The 15,978-nt window shown below is 53.4% G+C and carries 17 protein-coding genes and 1 tRNA gene; 12 read left to right on the top strand and 6 right to left on the bottom strand.

The window, feature by feature from the left end; genetic code table 11:
* Positions 1-19 precede the first annotated feature (19 nt).
* Both BM205_RS22380 and BM205_RS22375 read left to right on the top strand, forming a co-directional pair.
* Positions 20-826: an endonuclease/exonuclease/phosphatase family protein gene (locus tag BM205_RS22380; protein WP_092417076.1), complete on the top strand. Its 807-nt coding sequence runs from the start codon at positions 20-22 to the stop codon at positions 824-826.
* 96 nt (positions 827-922) lie between these two features.
* Positions 923-2,089, top strand: coding sequence for a phospholipase D-like domain-containing protein (locus BM205_RS22375; RefSeq protein WP_092417075.1), 1,167 nt, complete (start codon positions 923-925; stop codon positions 2,087-2,089).
* 73 nt (positions 2,090-2,162) lie between these two features.
* Here the strand turns inward: BM205_RS22375 and BM205_RS22370 are convergent, their stop codons facing one another.
* From BM205_RS22370 to mscL, 3 genes are all read right to left on the bottom strand, one after another.
* Positions 2,163-2,885, bottom strand: a complete 723-nt coding sequence (locus BM205_RS22370; protein WP_092417074.1) for an anti-sigma factor — start codon at positions 2,883-2,885, stop codon at positions 2,163-2,165.
* Positions 2,885-3,469: an RNA polymerase sigma factor gene (locus tag BM205_RS22365; RefSeq protein WP_092417094.1), complete on the bottom strand. Its 585-nt coding sequence runs from the start codon at positions 3,467-3,469 to the stop codon at positions 2,885-2,887. The genes BM205_RS22370 and BM205_RS22365 overlap by 1 nt, the downstream gene beginning before the upstream one ends.
* 193 nt (positions 3,470-3,662) lie before the next feature.
* On the bottom strand, positions 3,663-4,073 hold the full coding sequence (mscL, locus tag BM205_RS22360) for a large conductance mechanosensitive channel protein MscL (protein WP_092417073.1): 411 nt from the start codon (positions 4,071-4,073) through the stop codon (positions 3,663-3,665).
* Positions 4,074-4,365: 292 nt separating this feature from the next.
* Between mscL and petA the strand changes: the two genes are divergently transcribed.
* The 7 genes from petA to BM205_RS22325 all read left to right on the top strand — a co-directional run bounded on the left by petA (position 4,366) and on the right by BM205_RS22325 (position 9,901).
* Entirely contained in the window at positions 4,366-4,986 is a 621-nt protein-coding gene (petA, locus tag BM205_RS22355; protein ID WP_092417072.1) for a ubiquinol-cytochrome c reductase iron-sulfur subunit, read from the top strand.
* On the top strand, positions 4,986-6,392 hold the full coding sequence (locus BM205_RS22350; RefSeq protein WP_175511360.1) for a cytochrome b: 1,407 nt from the start codon (positions 4,986-4,988) through the stop codon (positions 6,390-6,392). The genes petA and BM205_RS22350 overlap by 1 nt, the downstream gene beginning before the upstream one ends.
* Before the next feature lie 30 nt (positions 6,393-6,422).
* Positions 6,423-7,187 carry a cytochrome c1 gene (locus BM205_RS22345; RefSeq protein WP_092417070.1) on the top strand — a complete coding sequence of 255 codons (765 nt, stop codon included), beginning with the start codon at positions 6,423-6,425 and terminating at the stop codon, positions 7,185-7,187.
* 84 nt (positions 7,188-7,271) lie between these two features.
* Positions 7,272-7,883 carry a glutathione S-transferase N-terminal domain-containing protein gene (locus BM205_RS22340; protein ID WP_092417069.1) on the top strand — a complete coding sequence of 204 codons (612 nt, stop codon included), beginning with the start codon at positions 7,272-7,274 and terminating at the stop codon, positions 7,881-7,883.
* 93 nt (positions 7,884-7,976) lie between these two features.
* Positions 7,977-8,486, top strand: a complete 510-nt coding sequence (locus BM205_RS22335; RefSeq protein WP_092417068.1) for a ClpXP protease specificity-enhancing factor — start codon at positions 7,977-7,979, stop codon at positions 8,484-8,486.
* Positions 8,487-8,511: 25 nt separating this feature from the next.
* A tRNA-Thr gene (locus BM205_RS22330) sits at positions 8,512-8,587 on the top strand.
* Positions 8,588-8,929: 342 nt separating this feature from the next.
* Positions 8,930-9,901: a glycosyltransferase family 2 protein gene (locus BM205_RS22325; RefSeq protein WP_175511358.1), complete on the top strand. Its 972-nt coding sequence runs from the start codon at positions 8,930-8,932 to the stop codon at positions 9,899-9,901.
* Between the two features lie 495 nt (positions 9,902-10,396).
* Here the strand turns inward: BM205_RS22325 and BM205_RS22320 are convergent, their stop codons facing one another.
* The 3 genes from BM205_RS22320 to BM205_RS22315 all read right to left on the bottom strand — a co-directional run bounded on the left by BM205_RS22320 (position 10,397) and on the right by BM205_RS22315 (position 12,320).
* Positions 10,397-10,843 carry a hypothetical protein gene (locus BM205_RS22320; protein WP_092417066.1) on the bottom strand — a complete coding sequence of 149 codons (447 nt, stop codon included), beginning with the start codon at positions 10,841-10,843 and terminating at the stop codon, positions 10,397-10,399.
* A 164-nt stretch (positions 10,844-11,007) separates the two neighbouring features.
* Complete coding sequence (locus tag BM205_RS24150; RefSeq protein ID WP_139227365.1) at positions 11,008-11,313, bottom strand: hypothetical protein; 306 nt, start codon at positions 11,311-11,313, stop codon at positions 11,008-11,010.
* 98 nt (positions 11,314-11,411) lie between these two features.
* Positions 11,412-12,320, bottom strand: coding sequence for a LysR family transcriptional regulator (locus tag BM205_RS22315; protein ID WP_092417065.1), 909 nt, complete (start codon positions 12,318-12,320; stop codon positions 11,412-11,414).
* 141 nt (positions 12,321-12,461) lie between these two features.
* Between BM205_RS22315 and BM205_RS22310 the strand changes: the two genes are divergently transcribed.
* The 3 genes from BM205_RS22310 (at position 12,462) to BM205_RS22300 (ending at position 15,891) form a co-directional block, all read left to right on the top strand.
* Positions 12,462-13,886: an MFS transporter gene (locus BM205_RS22310; RefSeq protein WP_254784013.1), complete on the top strand. Its 1,425-nt coding sequence runs from the start codon at positions 12,462-12,464 to the stop codon at positions 13,884-13,886.
* Positions 13,887-15,041: 1,155 nt separating this feature from the next.
* A complete protein-coding gene (locus tag BM205_RS22305; protein ID WP_092417063.1) occupies positions 15,042-15,317 on the top strand; it encodes a hypothetical protein in 276 nt (91 codons plus the stop codon).
* Positions 15,318-15,474: 157 nt separating this feature from the next.
* Entirely contained in the window at positions 15,475-15,891 is a 417-nt protein-coding gene (locus BM205_RS22300) for an Imm51 family immunity protein (protein WP_092417062.1), read from the top strand.
* Positions 15,892-15,978: the final 87 nt, after the last annotated feature.

The following is a 15,978-nucleotide window of genomic DNA, read 5'->3' as shown; positions in this document are numbered from 1 at the left end:
TGCATCACCGAAGAGATCCATGAAACTGCGCATTGCAACCTACAACATCCATAAAGGCGTGTCCTCGCTGGGCAGCCGGCCGCGCGTGCATGCATTGAAACAGGCGCTGGCGCAGATGGAAGCCGATGTGTTTTTCCTGCAGGAGGTGCAGGGCCGGCATGATCTGATGGCGGCACGCCATGCGGCGCACTGGCCGGATCAGGCCCAGCATGATTTCCTCGCCGGTGATTCGCATCACGCCGCCTACGGCATGAACGCCGTGTACGATCATGGCCATCATGGCAATGCCTTGTTGAGTCGTTTTGAGATCGGCTCGCAAAGCAACCAGGATGTATCGGATCATGCCTATGAAGCACGGGGCATTTTGCATTGCGTGCTGAAAACCGAAGTCCAGGATATTCACTGCTATGTGGTGCACCTGGGATTGTTCGGCGGCGGCAGGCGTCGTCAGACTGCCGCCTTGATCGAAGCGGTGCGTAGCTCATCGCCGCCGGGCGCGCCGCTGATTATTGCCGGCGATTTCAACGACTGGGGCAATCGCCTGAGTGAATTGCTGAGAGCGCGGCTTGATGTCGCCGAAATATTCGATGAGCGGATCGCCACCGGTAGCCTGATACAAGGCGTCGGTTCCTATTTGCAGCAACTGGTGGGGCGCACGCCAAAATTGAAGCCGGCCCGTACTTTTCCGGCGGCTTTTCCCTGGTTGCGTCTGGACCGGATTTATTTGCGTGGCTTTACGGTAGAATCAGCTGAAGTCCTGCATGGCGCGGAATGGGCAAAATTGTCGGATCACGCACCTATCGTGGCGACGCTCAAGCTGCGATAATCGTGGCAATGCCAGCTTCAACCATGACCTCAGAAAGACAGGCCGGATGTCGTCACCCCCTTTGTTCTTTTCTTTATCTCTCCCTTTATTCGTTATATGCGCGCGGTAATTTTTAGCGCAGATAACCACATCACGCTGTTGCACAACGGCGCTGCTTTTTTTCCTGCGCTGATTGCCGCCATCGATGCCGCTCGCGTCGAAATCTACCTGGAAACCTATATCTTCGCCGCCGATGAAACAGCGCTGCTGGTGCAGCAGGCGCTAACGAATGCGGCACGGCGCGGTGTCGCAGTCCGGGTGATTGCCGATTGGCTGGGCACTGGCCGCAGGCGTTCCATGTCGCTGCAGCAGGAATTCCTGACCAGCGGCGTGATGTACCGCGCCTTCAATCCCTGGTTTCGGCGTGGCGTGGCGCGGATGCATCGCAAGATGTGCGTGGTGGACCGGCAGATCAGTTTTATCGGCGGCTTGAATATCATCGACGATATGGTTTCCGACGATGACCAGCGCGCGCCATTGCCCGCGCCGCGCTGGGATTTTGCGGTGAGTATCAGCGGCTCGCTAGTGCAGGTGATCCATGATGAGCTGGAGGCGCAATGGATGCGTCTGGGCGAGATGAAGTTGTTGGCGCGCCTCAAGCAATTCAAGCGAACCCGCGTCATCACCAACGGCGCGGCGCATGGGCCGGCGGCAGCAGGACTGGTGTTGCGCGACAATCTGCGCAATCGCCGCACTATCCAGCGCGCTTATTTGCAGGCACTGGGGCATGCCCGGCAAAGCGCCTTGCTGACTAGCCCGTATTTTGCCCCGAGCCGGAAATTACGACGCGGCCTGGAAGCAGCGGCACGACGCGGCGTCGACGTCACCTTGTTGCTGGGAGTCGGCCAATTCCGTTTGCAGGATGCAGTCAGCCATTCCTATTATCCCAAGCTGCTGAAGGCTGGCGTCAAGATTGTCGAGTACCGCAAAACCGCCTTGCATGCAAAAGTAGCGGTGATCGATGACGACTGGGCCACCGTCGGCTCCAGTAATTTTGATGGCTTGAGCCTGTTTGTAAATCAAGAGGCAAACGTGGTGATCCGGGATGCCGATTTTTCGCGCGCCTTGCGGCAACAGATTGAAAGTGGGATCGCCGATGGCACGCCGATGGCGGCCAGTGCATTCGCCAATCAGTCCTGGCGGGCACGGGCCTGGCATGGCACGGCTTTCTTCCTGTATCGCTCCCTGATGCGGATTATCACCATCGGCAATAGCGAGCGATGACAGATGACTGAAGGCGATGGGCGATGGGCGATTGTCGATTACCGCATCGTCTTCTCTCTATCCGCACCAGCCGTTATATCTGAACCCAGGCGCCCTTGAACACGATAGGACCGGTAGGGCCGTCAGGATTCGGCGATCCGCCTTTCGGTTCCAGTGTCACGGCCAGCAACGGAATCGTTTGCGGCGTGGCGTTGGCCGGCAACGCCAGGGTGACGCTGCCATCTGCTGCCAGCAAGCCTAGCGAGCGTGGCGGCCCGTCTTTCGGCACCGCCCACAATTCAAGGCTCTTGTCGGCGGCAATCACCTGCGGCGTCACCAGCTTGACCACCAACTTGCCGCCTGGCGCATCGCCGGTAACGACTGCGATCGGCTGCGCCTGGTCGTTGCTCAACATGGCGATATAGGAGGTGGCAGGCGCTGCCGGTACCGGCAGTTCTTGCCGGGACAATAGCAGCGAGGTCAATATGATGGCGGCGGTGGTCGAGACCAGGCCCAGGCCACGCCAGAAACTCAGGTCTTCGCGCAACTCGAACCAGATCGATTGCTTGCGCTGAGGCTTGCCATGCAAGCCGAGCTTGGCTTCGATGGCGGGCCAGACCGCGGCAGACGGTTGGGCAACCGGCGCCAGTTCAGCCATCGGGTGCAGGCGATCTTGCCATTCGGCGACGGCCAAGCGTAGCTCGACGTGATGGCGCAGCAAGCTTTCAAAGCGACGGCGCGCGCCGCCCTGCAGCGTACCGAGTACATATTCAGACGCCAGTTTATCCACCAGAACGGGATTGCGCTCGATATCCATCAGGCGCTCCCGAGTTTGCCAAGGCAGGTTTTCAGGCGCTCCAGTCCGCGCCGGATCCAGGTCTTTACGGTGCCGATCGGCAACTGCATTTGCGCCGCGACTTCGCTATGCGAAAGATCGTGATAAAACGACAGGGCGATGGCCTGCCGATGCATGGCATCCAGGCGGGCCATGCATGTCGCCAGCGCCTTTGCATCATCGGTCAGTTGCAGCGCTTCCAACGGTGTCGGGCCGGCGCTTTCCATTGCGTTCATGACTTCCTTGTCGAATGTGTCTGCGTCGATCTCGACGGTGCTGTCCGTGCGCCGTAAAAAATCGAATGCCTTGTTGCGTACGATGGTGGTCATCCAGGTCATTGGCGCCGCCAGGCTGGCCTGGTAGCTGTCGGCGTTGTTCCAGATGTTGACGAAGCTTTCCTGCAGAACTTCTTCCGACCACTCGCGCTTAACTAGTATACGCAGCGCGAAGCCGAACAGTTTCGGTGAGGTCGCGTCGTAGAGCGCGCGGAAGGCGGCAGCGTCCTTGCGCACGACTGCAGCAAGCCAGATTTTCAGTTGTTCCGGTTGCAAGTCTGTAGAAGGCAATTCGGCTTCCTTTTTAGGCGCCTCGGGCACCGCCGGCGGATAGGGACTACGTTGTTACTGAACCAAGTTGGTGATTCCACAGATTAACGCATGGTAACTGCCGCTGCAACAGCCTGGCATCGTCTGCATCGGCGTTGCTCAAATAAAAAGCCCGCTATGACGAGCGGGCTTTCGAGGAAACGGCCGGCTGCTGTTATTTCTTCAGCGAGTCGCGGATTTCACGCAGCAGCACAATATTTTCCGGATCGGCAGCTGGCGGCGGTGGAGTTGCATTTCGCAGCTTGTTGATGATGCGGACCATCTGGAAAATCACGAACGCCAGGATGACAAAGTTCAGTGCGATCGTGATGAAATTGCCGTATGCCAACACAGCGCCGGCTTTTTTCGCTTCCGCCAGCGTCAGCCCTGCTACCTGGCCATTCAAGGGGAAGTAGTAATTGGCAAAATCAAGACCGCCAAAAATCTTGCCGACGACCGGCATGATGATGTCCTGCACCAAAGAATCGACAATTTTGCCGAATGCGCCGCCGATAATCACACCGACCGCTAAATCCATCACGTTGCCTTTGAGTGCAAAGGTCTTGAATTCTTCCATCATGCTCATAGCGCTAATTCTCCAAATCAATGTTGATAGTCGGGAAGATACTGCGATCACGTGTCGATTAAAAGGATAAATTTGTCAAATCTTGTTATTTTTCGCCTTTTTTGAAACTTGCTGCAGTGCAAGAGCGTGTGTATTAAGGAAATTGTGCCAGATTTAGCGGCAGTTTCAGCGGATTTAGTTGATTTTGTGCATCGCTGCATGTATTTCCTTTAAAACAGGCTTTAGCTTCGATATAATCTAGGGTTGCTAGAAGTTCCGTGCAAGTTTCGTATTTTGACTGATTGGGGTTGGTATGAGTATCGAAAAGCAGGTCGATTCCGGTCGACGTGGTTTGCTCGTGGCTACATGTGCGGCGGGGGGCGTGGCTGGTTTAGCTACGGCAGGGGCCTTTGTGTCCACCTTCCAGCCGTCCGAGCGCGCAAAAGCCGCAGGAGCACCAGTAGAAGTGGATATTTCCGGCATCAAGCCGGGCGAAATGCAAGTCTTCGAATGGCGCGGTAAGCCAGTCTGGATCATGAAGCGCACGCCGGAACAAATGAAGGGGCTGGAACATACCGCCTCTGAAGTTGCCGACCCCGAGTCACTCAAGCCCTACACCATGGACTTGCCTGACTATTGCAAGAACAAGGCGAATAATCGCGGCCGCGCAGGCCACGAAGAAACCTTGGTGCTGGTTGGCATCTGCCCGCATCTGGGTTGCTCGCCATCGTCAAAATTCGCCCCTGGCGCACAGGCTTCATTGCCGGATGACTGGCAAGGCGGTTTCCTCTGTCCTTGCCACGGTTCGACATTCGACCTGGCAGGCCGTGTTTTCAAAAACAAGCCGGCGCCAAACAATCTCGACGTGCCACGCTATATGTACCTGTCCGATACCAAGATCGTCATTGGTAAAGACGAGAAAGGTGAGGCTTAATCATGGCATTCCACGAAAAACAGTTGCCGGCCGATGCTCCCATCGCCGACAAGGCCTTGAACTGGGTTGATGCGCGTTTTCCGCTGACATCCACCTGGAAAGCCCACCTGTCCGAGTACTACGCACCGAAGAACTTCAACTTCTGGTACGCCTTCGGTTCGCTGGCGCTGTTGGTGCTGGTGATACAGATTGTCACCGGGATTTTCCTGGTCATGCATTACAAGCCTGATGCTGCCCTGGCGTTTGCCTCGGTCGAATACATCATGCGCGATGTGCCTTGGGGCTGGCTGGTGCGCTACATGCACTCGACCGGTGCTTCGGCCTTCTTCATCGTGGTCTACCTGCACATGGTGCGCGGCCTGCTGTACGGCTCGTACCGCAAACCGCGTGAACTGGTATGGCTGTTCGGCGTCGGCATTTTCCTGTGCCTGATGGGCGAAGCGTTCATGGGCTATCTGCTGCCATGGGGCCAGATGTCGTATTGGGGCGCGCAGGTTATCGTCAACCTGTTCGGTGCGATTCCTTTCATCGGCCCTGATCTGTCGCTGTGGATTCGCGGCGACTACGTGGTCTCCGATGCAACCCTGAACCGCTTCTTCTCGTTCCACGTGATCGCGATTCCGCTGGTCCTGATCGGCCTGGTGGTAGCGCACATCATCGCCTTGCACGAAGTCGGCTCCAACAATCCTGACGGCATTGAAATCAAGGACAACCTTGATTCCAAAGGCGTACCGCTGGATGGCGTACCGTTCCACCCTTACTACTCGGTGCATGACGTGATGGCAGTTGCCGTGTTCCTGATCGTGTTCAGCGCCGTGGTGTTCTTCGGTCCTGAAATGGGCGGCTACTTCCTCGAGTACAACAACTTCGTCCCGGCCGATTCGCTGAAGACTCCACCGCATATCGCTCCGGTCTGGTATTTCACGCCTTACTATTCGATCTTGCGCGCGGTTACTTCGGACTTCATCGTCTACCTGCAAGCCGGTGTTGCTGCCTTTGTTGCGCTGCTGTGGCTCAAGTCCAGCCTGAGCGGCATGATCAAGGTCGCTGCCACGGTCATCGGCCTGGCCATCATCGGCGCCATGTTTGTATTCGACGCCAAGTTCTTCGGCGTCGTGCTGATGGGCGTTTCGGTCATGATCCTGGCTGGTCTGCCTTGGCTGGATCACTCCAAGGTCAAGTCGATCCGTTATCGTCCGAGCTGGCACAAATATATCTACATCCTGTTTGCGATTACCTTCGTGGTGCTCGGCTACCTTGGCGTGCAACCGCCATCGGCAATCGGCGGCTACGTGTCGAAGGTCTGCACCTTTATCTACTTCGGCTTCTTCCTGTTGATGCCATGGTGGAGCGCCGCAGGTACATTCAAGCCGGTGCCGGACCGTGTTGTATATCATCCGCACTAAGCACCCGCACAAAGCCTGAGGATAAGAGACATGACATTGCTAAAAAGATTGATAGCGACCCTGGTGCTGCTTCCCGCGCTTGCGTTTGCCGAAGAGGGTGGCTACCCGCTGGATACCGCGCCAGAGCAGGGCAACAACCTGTCGGCGCTGCAAAGCGGCGCCAAGCTGTTTGTGAACTACTGCCTGAACTGCCACTCCGCTTCGTCCATGCGTTACAACCGCTTGCGCGATATCGGCCTGACTGAAGACCAGATCAAGAACAACTTGTTGTTCACCACCGATAAAGTGGGTGGCCTGATGACTATCGCCATGTCGCCGAAAGACGGCAAAGAGTGGTTCGGAGCGACACCGCCGGACCTGTCCGTGATTGCCCGCGCCAAGGCATCCGGCGCCGGTAGTGGTCCGGACTGGTTGTACACCTATCTGCGTACTTTCTACAAAGATGACAGCCGTCCAAGCGGCTGGAACAACATGGTCTTCCCTAACGTCGGCATGCCGCACGTATTGTGGGAACTTGAAGGGATTCGTACTGCCAAATACGAAGACGTGAAAGATCCGCACGAAGAGGGCAAGACCGAACACAAGTTTGTCGGTTTCGAGCAAGTCAAGCCGGGCAAGATGAACAAGGTCCAATACGATGTTGCCGTTGCCGACCTGGTGTCCTATCTTGCATGGATGGGCGAGCCTGCTCAGAATACCCGCAAGCGCCTCGGCGTCTGGGTTCTGCTGTTCCTCGGCATGTTCTTCGTTCTGGCATGGCGTCTCAACGCGTCATACTGGAAAGACGTCAAGTAATTTTCATACCCGCGATTTTGCGGGTATGCGTTTTGGGGTGAGCCGTATCGGGTCTCACCCTTTTGTTTCTAAGGAACTATAAAAATGATGGTTCTCTATTCGGGTACAACCTGCCCATTTTCACAACGCTGCCGCCTCGTTCTGTTCGAGAAGGGCATGGACTTTGAAATTCGCGATGTCGACTTGTTCAACAAGCCGGAAGACATCTCGACCATGAATCCTTATGGTCAAGTGCCGATCCTGGTCGAGCGCGACCTGATTCTGTACGAATCCAATATCATCAACGAATACATCGACGAACGTTTCCCGCATCCGCAACTGATGCCGGCCGATCCGCTGATGCGCGCCCGTGCGCGGCTGATGCTGTTCAACTTTGAGAAAGAATTGTTCATCCACGTGCACACGCTGGAAAACGAGAAAGCCAAAGCCGCAGAAAAGAGCCACGAAAAGGCACGCAATGAAATCCGCGATCGCCTGACTACCCTGGCGCCTTTGTTCCTCAAGAACAAATACATGCTGGGCGACGAGTTCTCGATGCTGGACGTGGCCATCGCGCCATTGCTGTGGCGCCTGGATCACTACGGTATCGAGCTGTCGAAGACGGCTGCGCCGCTGATGAAGTATGCTGAGCGTATATTCTCGCGCCCGGCTTACATCGAAGCGCTGACGCCGTCCGAAAAGGTCATGCGTCGTTAAGATCGTGTAGATAACCGGTGTGCTCCCGCCTTGGCTTAGGCGGTGCGCGCCGGTCCATGCTTAAATTTTGTACCTTTTGTACCATTGCTTCCCATGTCAGAAACCTCTACCAAACCGTATTTGTTGCGTGCCATTTATGAATGGTGCACCGACAATGGCTACACCCCGTATCTGGCGGCCAGGGTAGATGCGCACACGCGGGTGCCGATGCAATTCGTGAAGAATGGCGAAATCGTATTGAACGTCAGTTTCGAAGCCACCAGCGGTTTGAAAATGGACAACGAATTCGTTAATTTCAATGCACGTTTTGGCGGTGTCTCGCGCGAAATTTCCGTGCCGGTAGAAAACGTCATCGCGATTTATGCGCGTGAAAACGGCCAGGGCATGGCATTCGAAGCATCGGCTCCGGCTGCTGAGTCGGATATCGAGGTAACCGCCGAGCAAGAGCCCGACACCGAGCAAACTGCCACGATTACACCGATTTTGTCCTCAGTACCATCATCAACCGCCGATGCAAAACAGGGTTTGTCCGATACGGATCCAGAAAAAGATCCGGAACCACCAAAAAAAGGCGGAAGACCTACCCTAACTCGAATTAAATAGGTATAATTGCGGACTTCGCAGTTTAGCTGGCTTAGCTCATCTGGTAGAGCACCTGACTTGTAATCAGGGGGTGGCGGGTTCAAGTCCTGCAGCCAGCACCAATATCTAAAAGGCCCACCGAACGGTGGGCCTTTTCTTTTTTGTTCCGCAAACCCATTTTTTGCGGAACAAGTTCTAAAGCGTATATGCAACCAATGACAACCGCGCTGCTTTTGATCGCGCCCGCCAAGATCCGCCCTTGGCTGGCCTCTCAGGCTCTACATTGGCGCAAGCGCCATCCAGAAAGCCCGACGCGGACTTCTTTCAAGCAAATCTAAGTGATATATTCATCAATGCGCTCGCGCATAAGAATGCTAATCAGCAGCCGGTTTGTTATCAAAGTAAATTGTGCGATAAAACTTAAACTATCATGCAAACAAGAAACGAAACAGGAAGCGCCATCTATGCCAAAAATATCGGTAGTTATACCAACCTTCAACGCCGGCCTTCACATTCAGGCGACGTTGAGTTCAATTCTCGCGCAAGAAGATGCCGATTTCGAGGTGTTGATACTAGATGATGCAAGTACCGATAACACCCTTGATTTGATTCGGGATATTGGGGACAAACGAGTCAAAATTTATCGTCATGAAAATAATCAGGGTCGCATAGTCAATGCCAATCGCGCTTTCAGCTTAGCTAGCGGTGAGTATGTCGCACGTCTCGATCACGACGATATTGCGGATCCGAGACGCTTGTTCCAGCAGGCAAGGTTTCTTGACGAGCATCCTCAAATCACTGTTGTAGGTAGTCAGATCCAACATTTCGGACTCCAGCAGGGAAACAGCGACTTTCCGCTTGAAGATGGGCGTATCAAGGCGCGCTTCGTCAGTGGCGATGCCTACCTTGCCAATCCCAGTGTCATGTTTCGCCATGATTTCATACAAAGGAATGTGCTCAGGTATGACCCGAACCTTTATATAACGGACGATCTGGGCTTTTGGTTCGATTGCCTGCTACTCGGGGCGCGATTTGCCAATTTGCCGAATGCATTGACTTCATACCGCATTCATGAGGGCATGACATCAATGAACCTGGATGCTGACCTTTTGTATCGAGGTAAAGAACGACTGTATGCACGCCTGTTACCCGCTTTCTTCCCAAGGTTAAGCGGGCATGACATCCGTAATCTGATGCCGCTGTATAAGTACAAAGTCGATGCCCCTCTCGAACCGGAATCGCTACGCGCTTTACATCGATCTGTGGCAGTTGCCTTGCGCGAAGTTAATCTAGGCTGGGGATTAGATATTGAAGAAACCAAAGCTTGCCTTGTATCGTTACTGAACCGACTGCGTGCTGAATGGGTGCAGGCAGACCATTTGGATGCCAAGGATATAGCAGCCCTCGACCGTGAGTTTTATCTGGCGTTGCAGTGACGCGTCTGAATCGTTCGTTCAAAATATTTTCGATCGTTTCTGATTTGGATGGCGCGTGACGTCGCCAAACTCGCGGATATTGGGCATTGAAAACGGTTCCGCAAATAAAAATCGCACCGCACAAACAGTGGCTCACCGGTCATTAATACCACCGCATTTGCGGAACTAAAATCTTAATAAATGCTTGATTTCCATTACTTATGCTGGAGACTTGTAATCAGGGGGTGGCGGGTTCAAGTCCTGCAGCCAGCACCAATATTTAAAAGGCCCACCGTTCGGTGGGCCTTTTCTTTTTTGTTCCGCAATCACATTTTTTGCGGAACAAGTTCTAAAGCGCATACGCACCCAATAACAGCTTCCAACCCAAACCGGCCTGTCGAGCTTCGCAAAAGCGGACTCTCAACTGCGTTGAACATCTGGCCTCGGTGTAGTTAGATTCGATTACACTTGATCTTTGGACGGAGGTCGCGCGCCGCTATCAATTCTGCATGTTGATTAGCCGACGTTTGGTCCGGTGAGCAAGAAATCGATAACGATCTGCGGAAGAGTAACGATCGTCTTCGAGTTGAAATAGAACTTGTTGAACGTCGCCATGTCTGGTATTCCCTGCTTTTGATTATTGGTAATCAAATACACCGTAGCAGAACTTCCTTTGGCCAATATGGCACCTGTAGTCAGTGTGGGACCGTGAGGAATGTTGTTTATCAGATAGTCACTAACGACGACGCCGTTCCACGATACGAATAAATTGTTATACGTAGTCGGATCGGGAATCCACTGAAGTTGGCCATTTTTGACCAGATAAATCGCACCGCCGTTGCTGGCGATGACACGTTCACCATCGTACTGCGCCCAGTTGACCTCCAAAGCGTCTTTCACCTGGTTTTCCGAAGCGATTACTCGCGATTCGCCGGAATGAATCGGAGACAAATTTGACGTCATGATAGTTTCCTTTGGTGTAGTGGTTAAGTCAGTGCCTTGGCGCTCAAGTAAGTGCCATGTCCGACCAAGTCAGTGTAGGTCGCTGAAAATTAGTTGCAACCTATCAACTTTGACAGTATCTCAGTTGGAGTTTTTACAAATAATTCAGTTTCCTTGTGGAAATTTCATGAGGGCACCCAAAGCGGATGTTGATTGTATTGAGCGTCATTCGTTTGTTCCGCAATTTGAAATGCCCCCGCGTTGTTATTGGGCTTTCTAGGTATTGAAATGATTGGATTGCGGAACCAAGAATTCAATAAGTGATTGAAATTAATGATTTTCGCGCTGGACTTGTAATCAGGGGGTGGCGGGTTCAAGTCCTGCAGCCAGCACCAATATTTAAAAGGCCCACCGCTTGGTGGGCCTTTTCTTTTTTGTTCCGCAAAAATCATTTTGTAGGTTTGACTAGCTTCCCCTGCTATGTCGAACATGGTGCGCAGTCATTGTCGCGGTTGCATGTCTCAGCTGGTTCTGTGCCGCAGAAATACCATCAATTTCCTCTTTGTCGGTCCCTGCTTTTACCCGTAAATCACGACTTCAAGCTAAAGCGCTCCACCACGAAATCAACGAAGCTGCGCAGCTTGGGCGACATACGGTGATCACGTAGGTAGATGAGGTTCAACGGTCGGATCGGCGGCGTGTATCCAGGGAGTAGGCGGACGAGATGGCCGTCCTCGATATCCTTTGACAGCATTATCTCAGGCAACATGACAATGCCCATGCCAGCGAGCGCAGCCTGGCGTAACCCTTGAGCGCTGTCGACCTGCATCCGGCCCGAAATCGGCACGCTGATTTCGCCCTCTGGACCGCTCATGCGCCAGGATGCTTGTGCCGATCGCCACTCGGACCGCGAGGAATAGGTATAGGCTAAACAATCGTGCTGCGCAAGATCCTGCGGTCGTCGCGGTTCGCCGCGCTTCGCCAGATAACTCGGTGCGGCGCAAATCATCAATCTATACGGTGCAAGCGGGCGGGCAATCAGGTCGGAACCCTGAAGGTTGCCAAGGCGGATCGCCGCCTCGAATCCGTCCTCAGCCAAATCCACGACAGTGTCGGTGATGACCACGTCGAGATCCACTTTGGGATAACGCGCCGTATAGTCGGCGAGCGCAGGTACCAATCGTTCCGTGCCGAAAGTCGCAGACGCGGTAACACGAAGCCGCCCTTTGGGACTGGTCTGCGTTTCAAGTGCGAGGGCATCGGCATCCCCAACGAGACCGAGGATCTCAATGCATCGTTCGTAATAGGCCTTGCCGAATTCGGTCAGATTTTGCCGCCGTGTGGTCCGATTGATGAGGCGTGTACCGAGACGATCCTCTAGCGCCTGCAAATGGTTGCCAACCATGGTTGGCGAAAGGTCGCATTCCGCAGCTGCCGCCGTCAGACTCCCCGTATCAACTACACGGATGAAGATAGCCATGGCCTTGAAGATGTCCATTACCAATATTTCCTAGGTAGTCATCAAACAAAATGTCAGTTTATATAATTTTTCAAGGCAATACAATGAGATTGGAATTAGTCAGCGGTTTTCGTGACGGCCATTTTTCAACAAGAAAACAATCTCCGGGACTCTCCTCTCATGTCTTATCTGAAATCGAATCAATCATCTTCGCCACGCCTGACCTTGATAGCCACCAGTCTAGGCTTCGTCCTCGTCATTCTCGACGTCACAGTCGTGAACGTTGCGCTGGAAAGGATCCAAGCATCGCTCAGCACCGACGTGACCGGTTTGCAATGGATCATTAACGCTTACACGCTGGTCTTTGCGAGTCTGCTGCTAACGGCAGGTGCCATTGGTGACCGCTTCGGTGCCAAACGAATCTTCGTCATAGGCTTTGCGTTGTTTATCATTGCGTCACTGGCCTGCGGCATGGCGGGCAGCATCAGTACTCTTATTGCCGGCCGCGTCGTCCAGGGAGTGGGTGCGGCACTTTGCGTACCAGCCTCGTTGGCGTTGCTTAGCGCCAGCTTCCCGGAGCCGGCATCTCGTGCGCGAGCCGTGAGCATATGGGCTGGCGTTGGCGGCTTGGCACTTGCGGCCGGGCCGGTCGTTGGCGGCATCATGGTGGATCGCTTCGGTTGGCCGAGCATCTTCTTCCTCAACCTGCCACTTGGGCTCTTAGGCATCTGGTTGACTTTATCCTATGCGCCGTCGGGTTCAAAGACACCCAACCGTGGATTGGACCTCGCCGGGCAAGTGTTGGCGATTCTCGCGCTAGGTGGGCTCACCCTCGGCTTCGTCGAGGCCGGCGCACTCGGCTGGACGCATCCGCTAGTCCTGTCAGGTTTTACCTGTTTCCTGGTGGCCGGCGCGTTGTTCCTATTGGCAGAAGCCCGTGGCGCGGATCCTATGCTGCCGCTTTCATTGTTTCACTCGTCAGTGGTGAGTGCCTCCTGCGTCGTTGGACTCCTCACCAACTTCGCCTACTACGGGCTGATGTTTGTGCTTAGTCTATTCTTCCAGACGACGAAGGGGTATTCACCGTTGATGACTGGACTAGCTTTTCTGCCGATGACGGCGCTGGTAACCGTCGCCAATTTGATTTCTGGTCGGCTGACCGCGCGGTTCGGGCCGCGGCTACCCATGGTGATGGGGCAGGCGCTAGCCGCCTGCGGTTACCTAGCGCTGGCTGGCATCGACGGCAGAACCTCCTATAGCGTCATCGTTGGCCCACTACTAGCGGCGGGCATCGGTGTGGCGCTGACGGTCCCCGCAATGACGGCCGCCGTTCTCGCCAGCGCCGATAGGCAACGCACAGGTATTACCTCTGGAGCGTTAAACGCGGCGCGCCAGACGGGGGGCGTCATCGGGGTCGGGGTATTCGGATCGTTGGTCGCAGGAGGGTCGGAAAAACTCCTTGCGGGAATGCATGTCGCGCTAATCCTGGCAGGTCTCGCACTCGGCATTGGCGCCATCATCAGTTTTGTAAGCATCAAGGTACGATTGATTACGAAATCAAATTCACTCCCCGTTGAAATGATTACCAAGGGCGAAACCAATTGAAGGTTTGAGTTCGAATGCCTGTTCCGAGGGCATGCTGCGATGGTTTCTGGCCGATGTGATTCGCGCAGCATCTAAAATATAAAAAAATAGGTGACCTCATGGTTTCGCAATTTCATATGAACCCGCGCCGACATTGCGTTCGCAGACAACGGGAGATGCTAAATTGCGGAACTGAAAACTCAGTAAGTTATTGAAAGTATTGATTTTGTCGCTGGACTTGTAATCAGGGGATGGCGGGTTCAAGTCCTGCGGCCAGCGCCAATATCTAAAAGGCCCACAGCAATGTGGGCCTTCTGATTAGTAGACTCATAGTAGGCTCTAGGTGCAATTTCATGCCTGTGTAACGTCGCGTTTGCTTCGGGATCGATTTGCGTTTGATTCTGGACTTACAAAACTCCGAAAACGACCCGGATGCCGGGATTTTGGTAGCTGGGTATATTCCGGCAATGTTGACTGCCCGCGCCGGTAGTCGTTGACCGGTTCAACTCCACCAAACCTACCAAGAGCCTGTTGCTGTCATATACTGTTATCCTCCACATTCCGTCGATGCAACTCTGCATCATCCGGTCCGTTTTGCCTTCAGGCCGGCGCTGCTTGACTAACTTCACTGCACCGTCCTTACCCTGATCTTGGCATCCATACCCATCATCGGAAGTCTCATTACCACAGACTACCCCGGCGCCCGGATCACCTTTGGAGCCATAACAGACGCGGTGGGAAAACGTCATTTTTTTTTACAGGTCCGATCTTCGCGATACGATTTCTGACAAATGGCGCTTCATCCGCTACGTGTTCGACGATTTTACGATGATGTGCTGGATATCAAATGCAGTATTGGCAGTACATATGGACAGCCAGGTGTCAGCCGCGAACTAGTGATTACAAACTGGGAGGCGGACGCGATGACGCAGCTCTTCTAAAAAATGCCTGGATATAACGCTACAAAAATTAATGCGTTTTTTTTGAATTGCCAATTTCGGTGCGGCATTATGCACGCTCGCGGGGTCAAGCGATGTCGCTAGAGAATTGACGAGCATTGCCGGATGGTATTTATAAATTTTGCTAGAGCCGATCAGAACCATGGACAAATTTCATTCTGATTACTAAGATGAATTAATGTCATTTTATCTATTGTTTCGGCTTTGGGAGTTCGCTATGGACGCGCATATCGAAGAAGAAATGATTAGCGAATACGTCAATAAAGTTCAAGCACTGGCAGTCCTTGCCCTGTACGGACAAAATGTTGACTCACCCATTAAATCTGTCATTAGCGAAGCATGCTATTTCCTCCTTCGTCAGCGATCCGATGCGACGGCGAATCTCTTGGCATTCAAAAGCCGACTAACAAAAATGGGCAATGACGCGCATTACAGCCTGCCGGAATACAAAAAGCCTTTGGAATATGCCGCTTCACTGGTTGCCATTCATTAAGTTGGCGAAGTAAAACATTGGTTATACGCCCAGGAGTTCAATACCTACAAGTCAATGACAATATGGCGTAACAAAGCATCACGAATCAATGCTTGATCCGTGGTGTTGAAGTTGAGTAAGGGACGAGCCGGATAGCTGCGCCCAGTGGAGGTATTCAATGAAGATCGACCCGATAGCCAATCTGGCTCAAGAGTCAGCAAGAGTTTGTCTACAACAAAAAGAAAAAGAGTCCGCTGACATTACAACGTTTTTGCCATTCATACTTATGGATGGTAATTGCACGGCGTTAGTCTTGTTCGCCCCTGATTTTGAAGCTAAAGCGCCCATATTTAAGGAACGAGCGAAGGAAGGTTGGATCGGTAACGGTCGCGACTGGAACTCAGTTGCGCAAGCAATCGTTAAGGAACAATTTCATCAATTAGCGGACGAATTCACGTTCGATTCCGACGCCGCTCATTTTGCAACGTTCGGAACAAAAATGAATTTGACGGTGCTAGGCTATGCGTTAAAAATCGCCTTCGACGATGACCACATTCTTAGAGATATTCTGTTTCGTGCTAAGTTGCAGCACTAGCCAGGGGGGGGCGGGTTCAAGTCCTGCAGCCAGCACCAATATTCAAAAGAAAAGGCCCACATTTATGTGGGCCTTTTCTTTTGTTCC

It is taken from the genome of Collimonas sp. OK307, from assembly GCF_900113705.1.
In the GTDB taxonomy this organism is placed as follows: Bacteria; Pseudomonadota; Gammaproteobacteria; order Burkholderiales; family Burkholderiaceae_D; genus Collimonas.
This window is presented reverse-complemented; position numbering and strand designations above follow the sequence as displayed.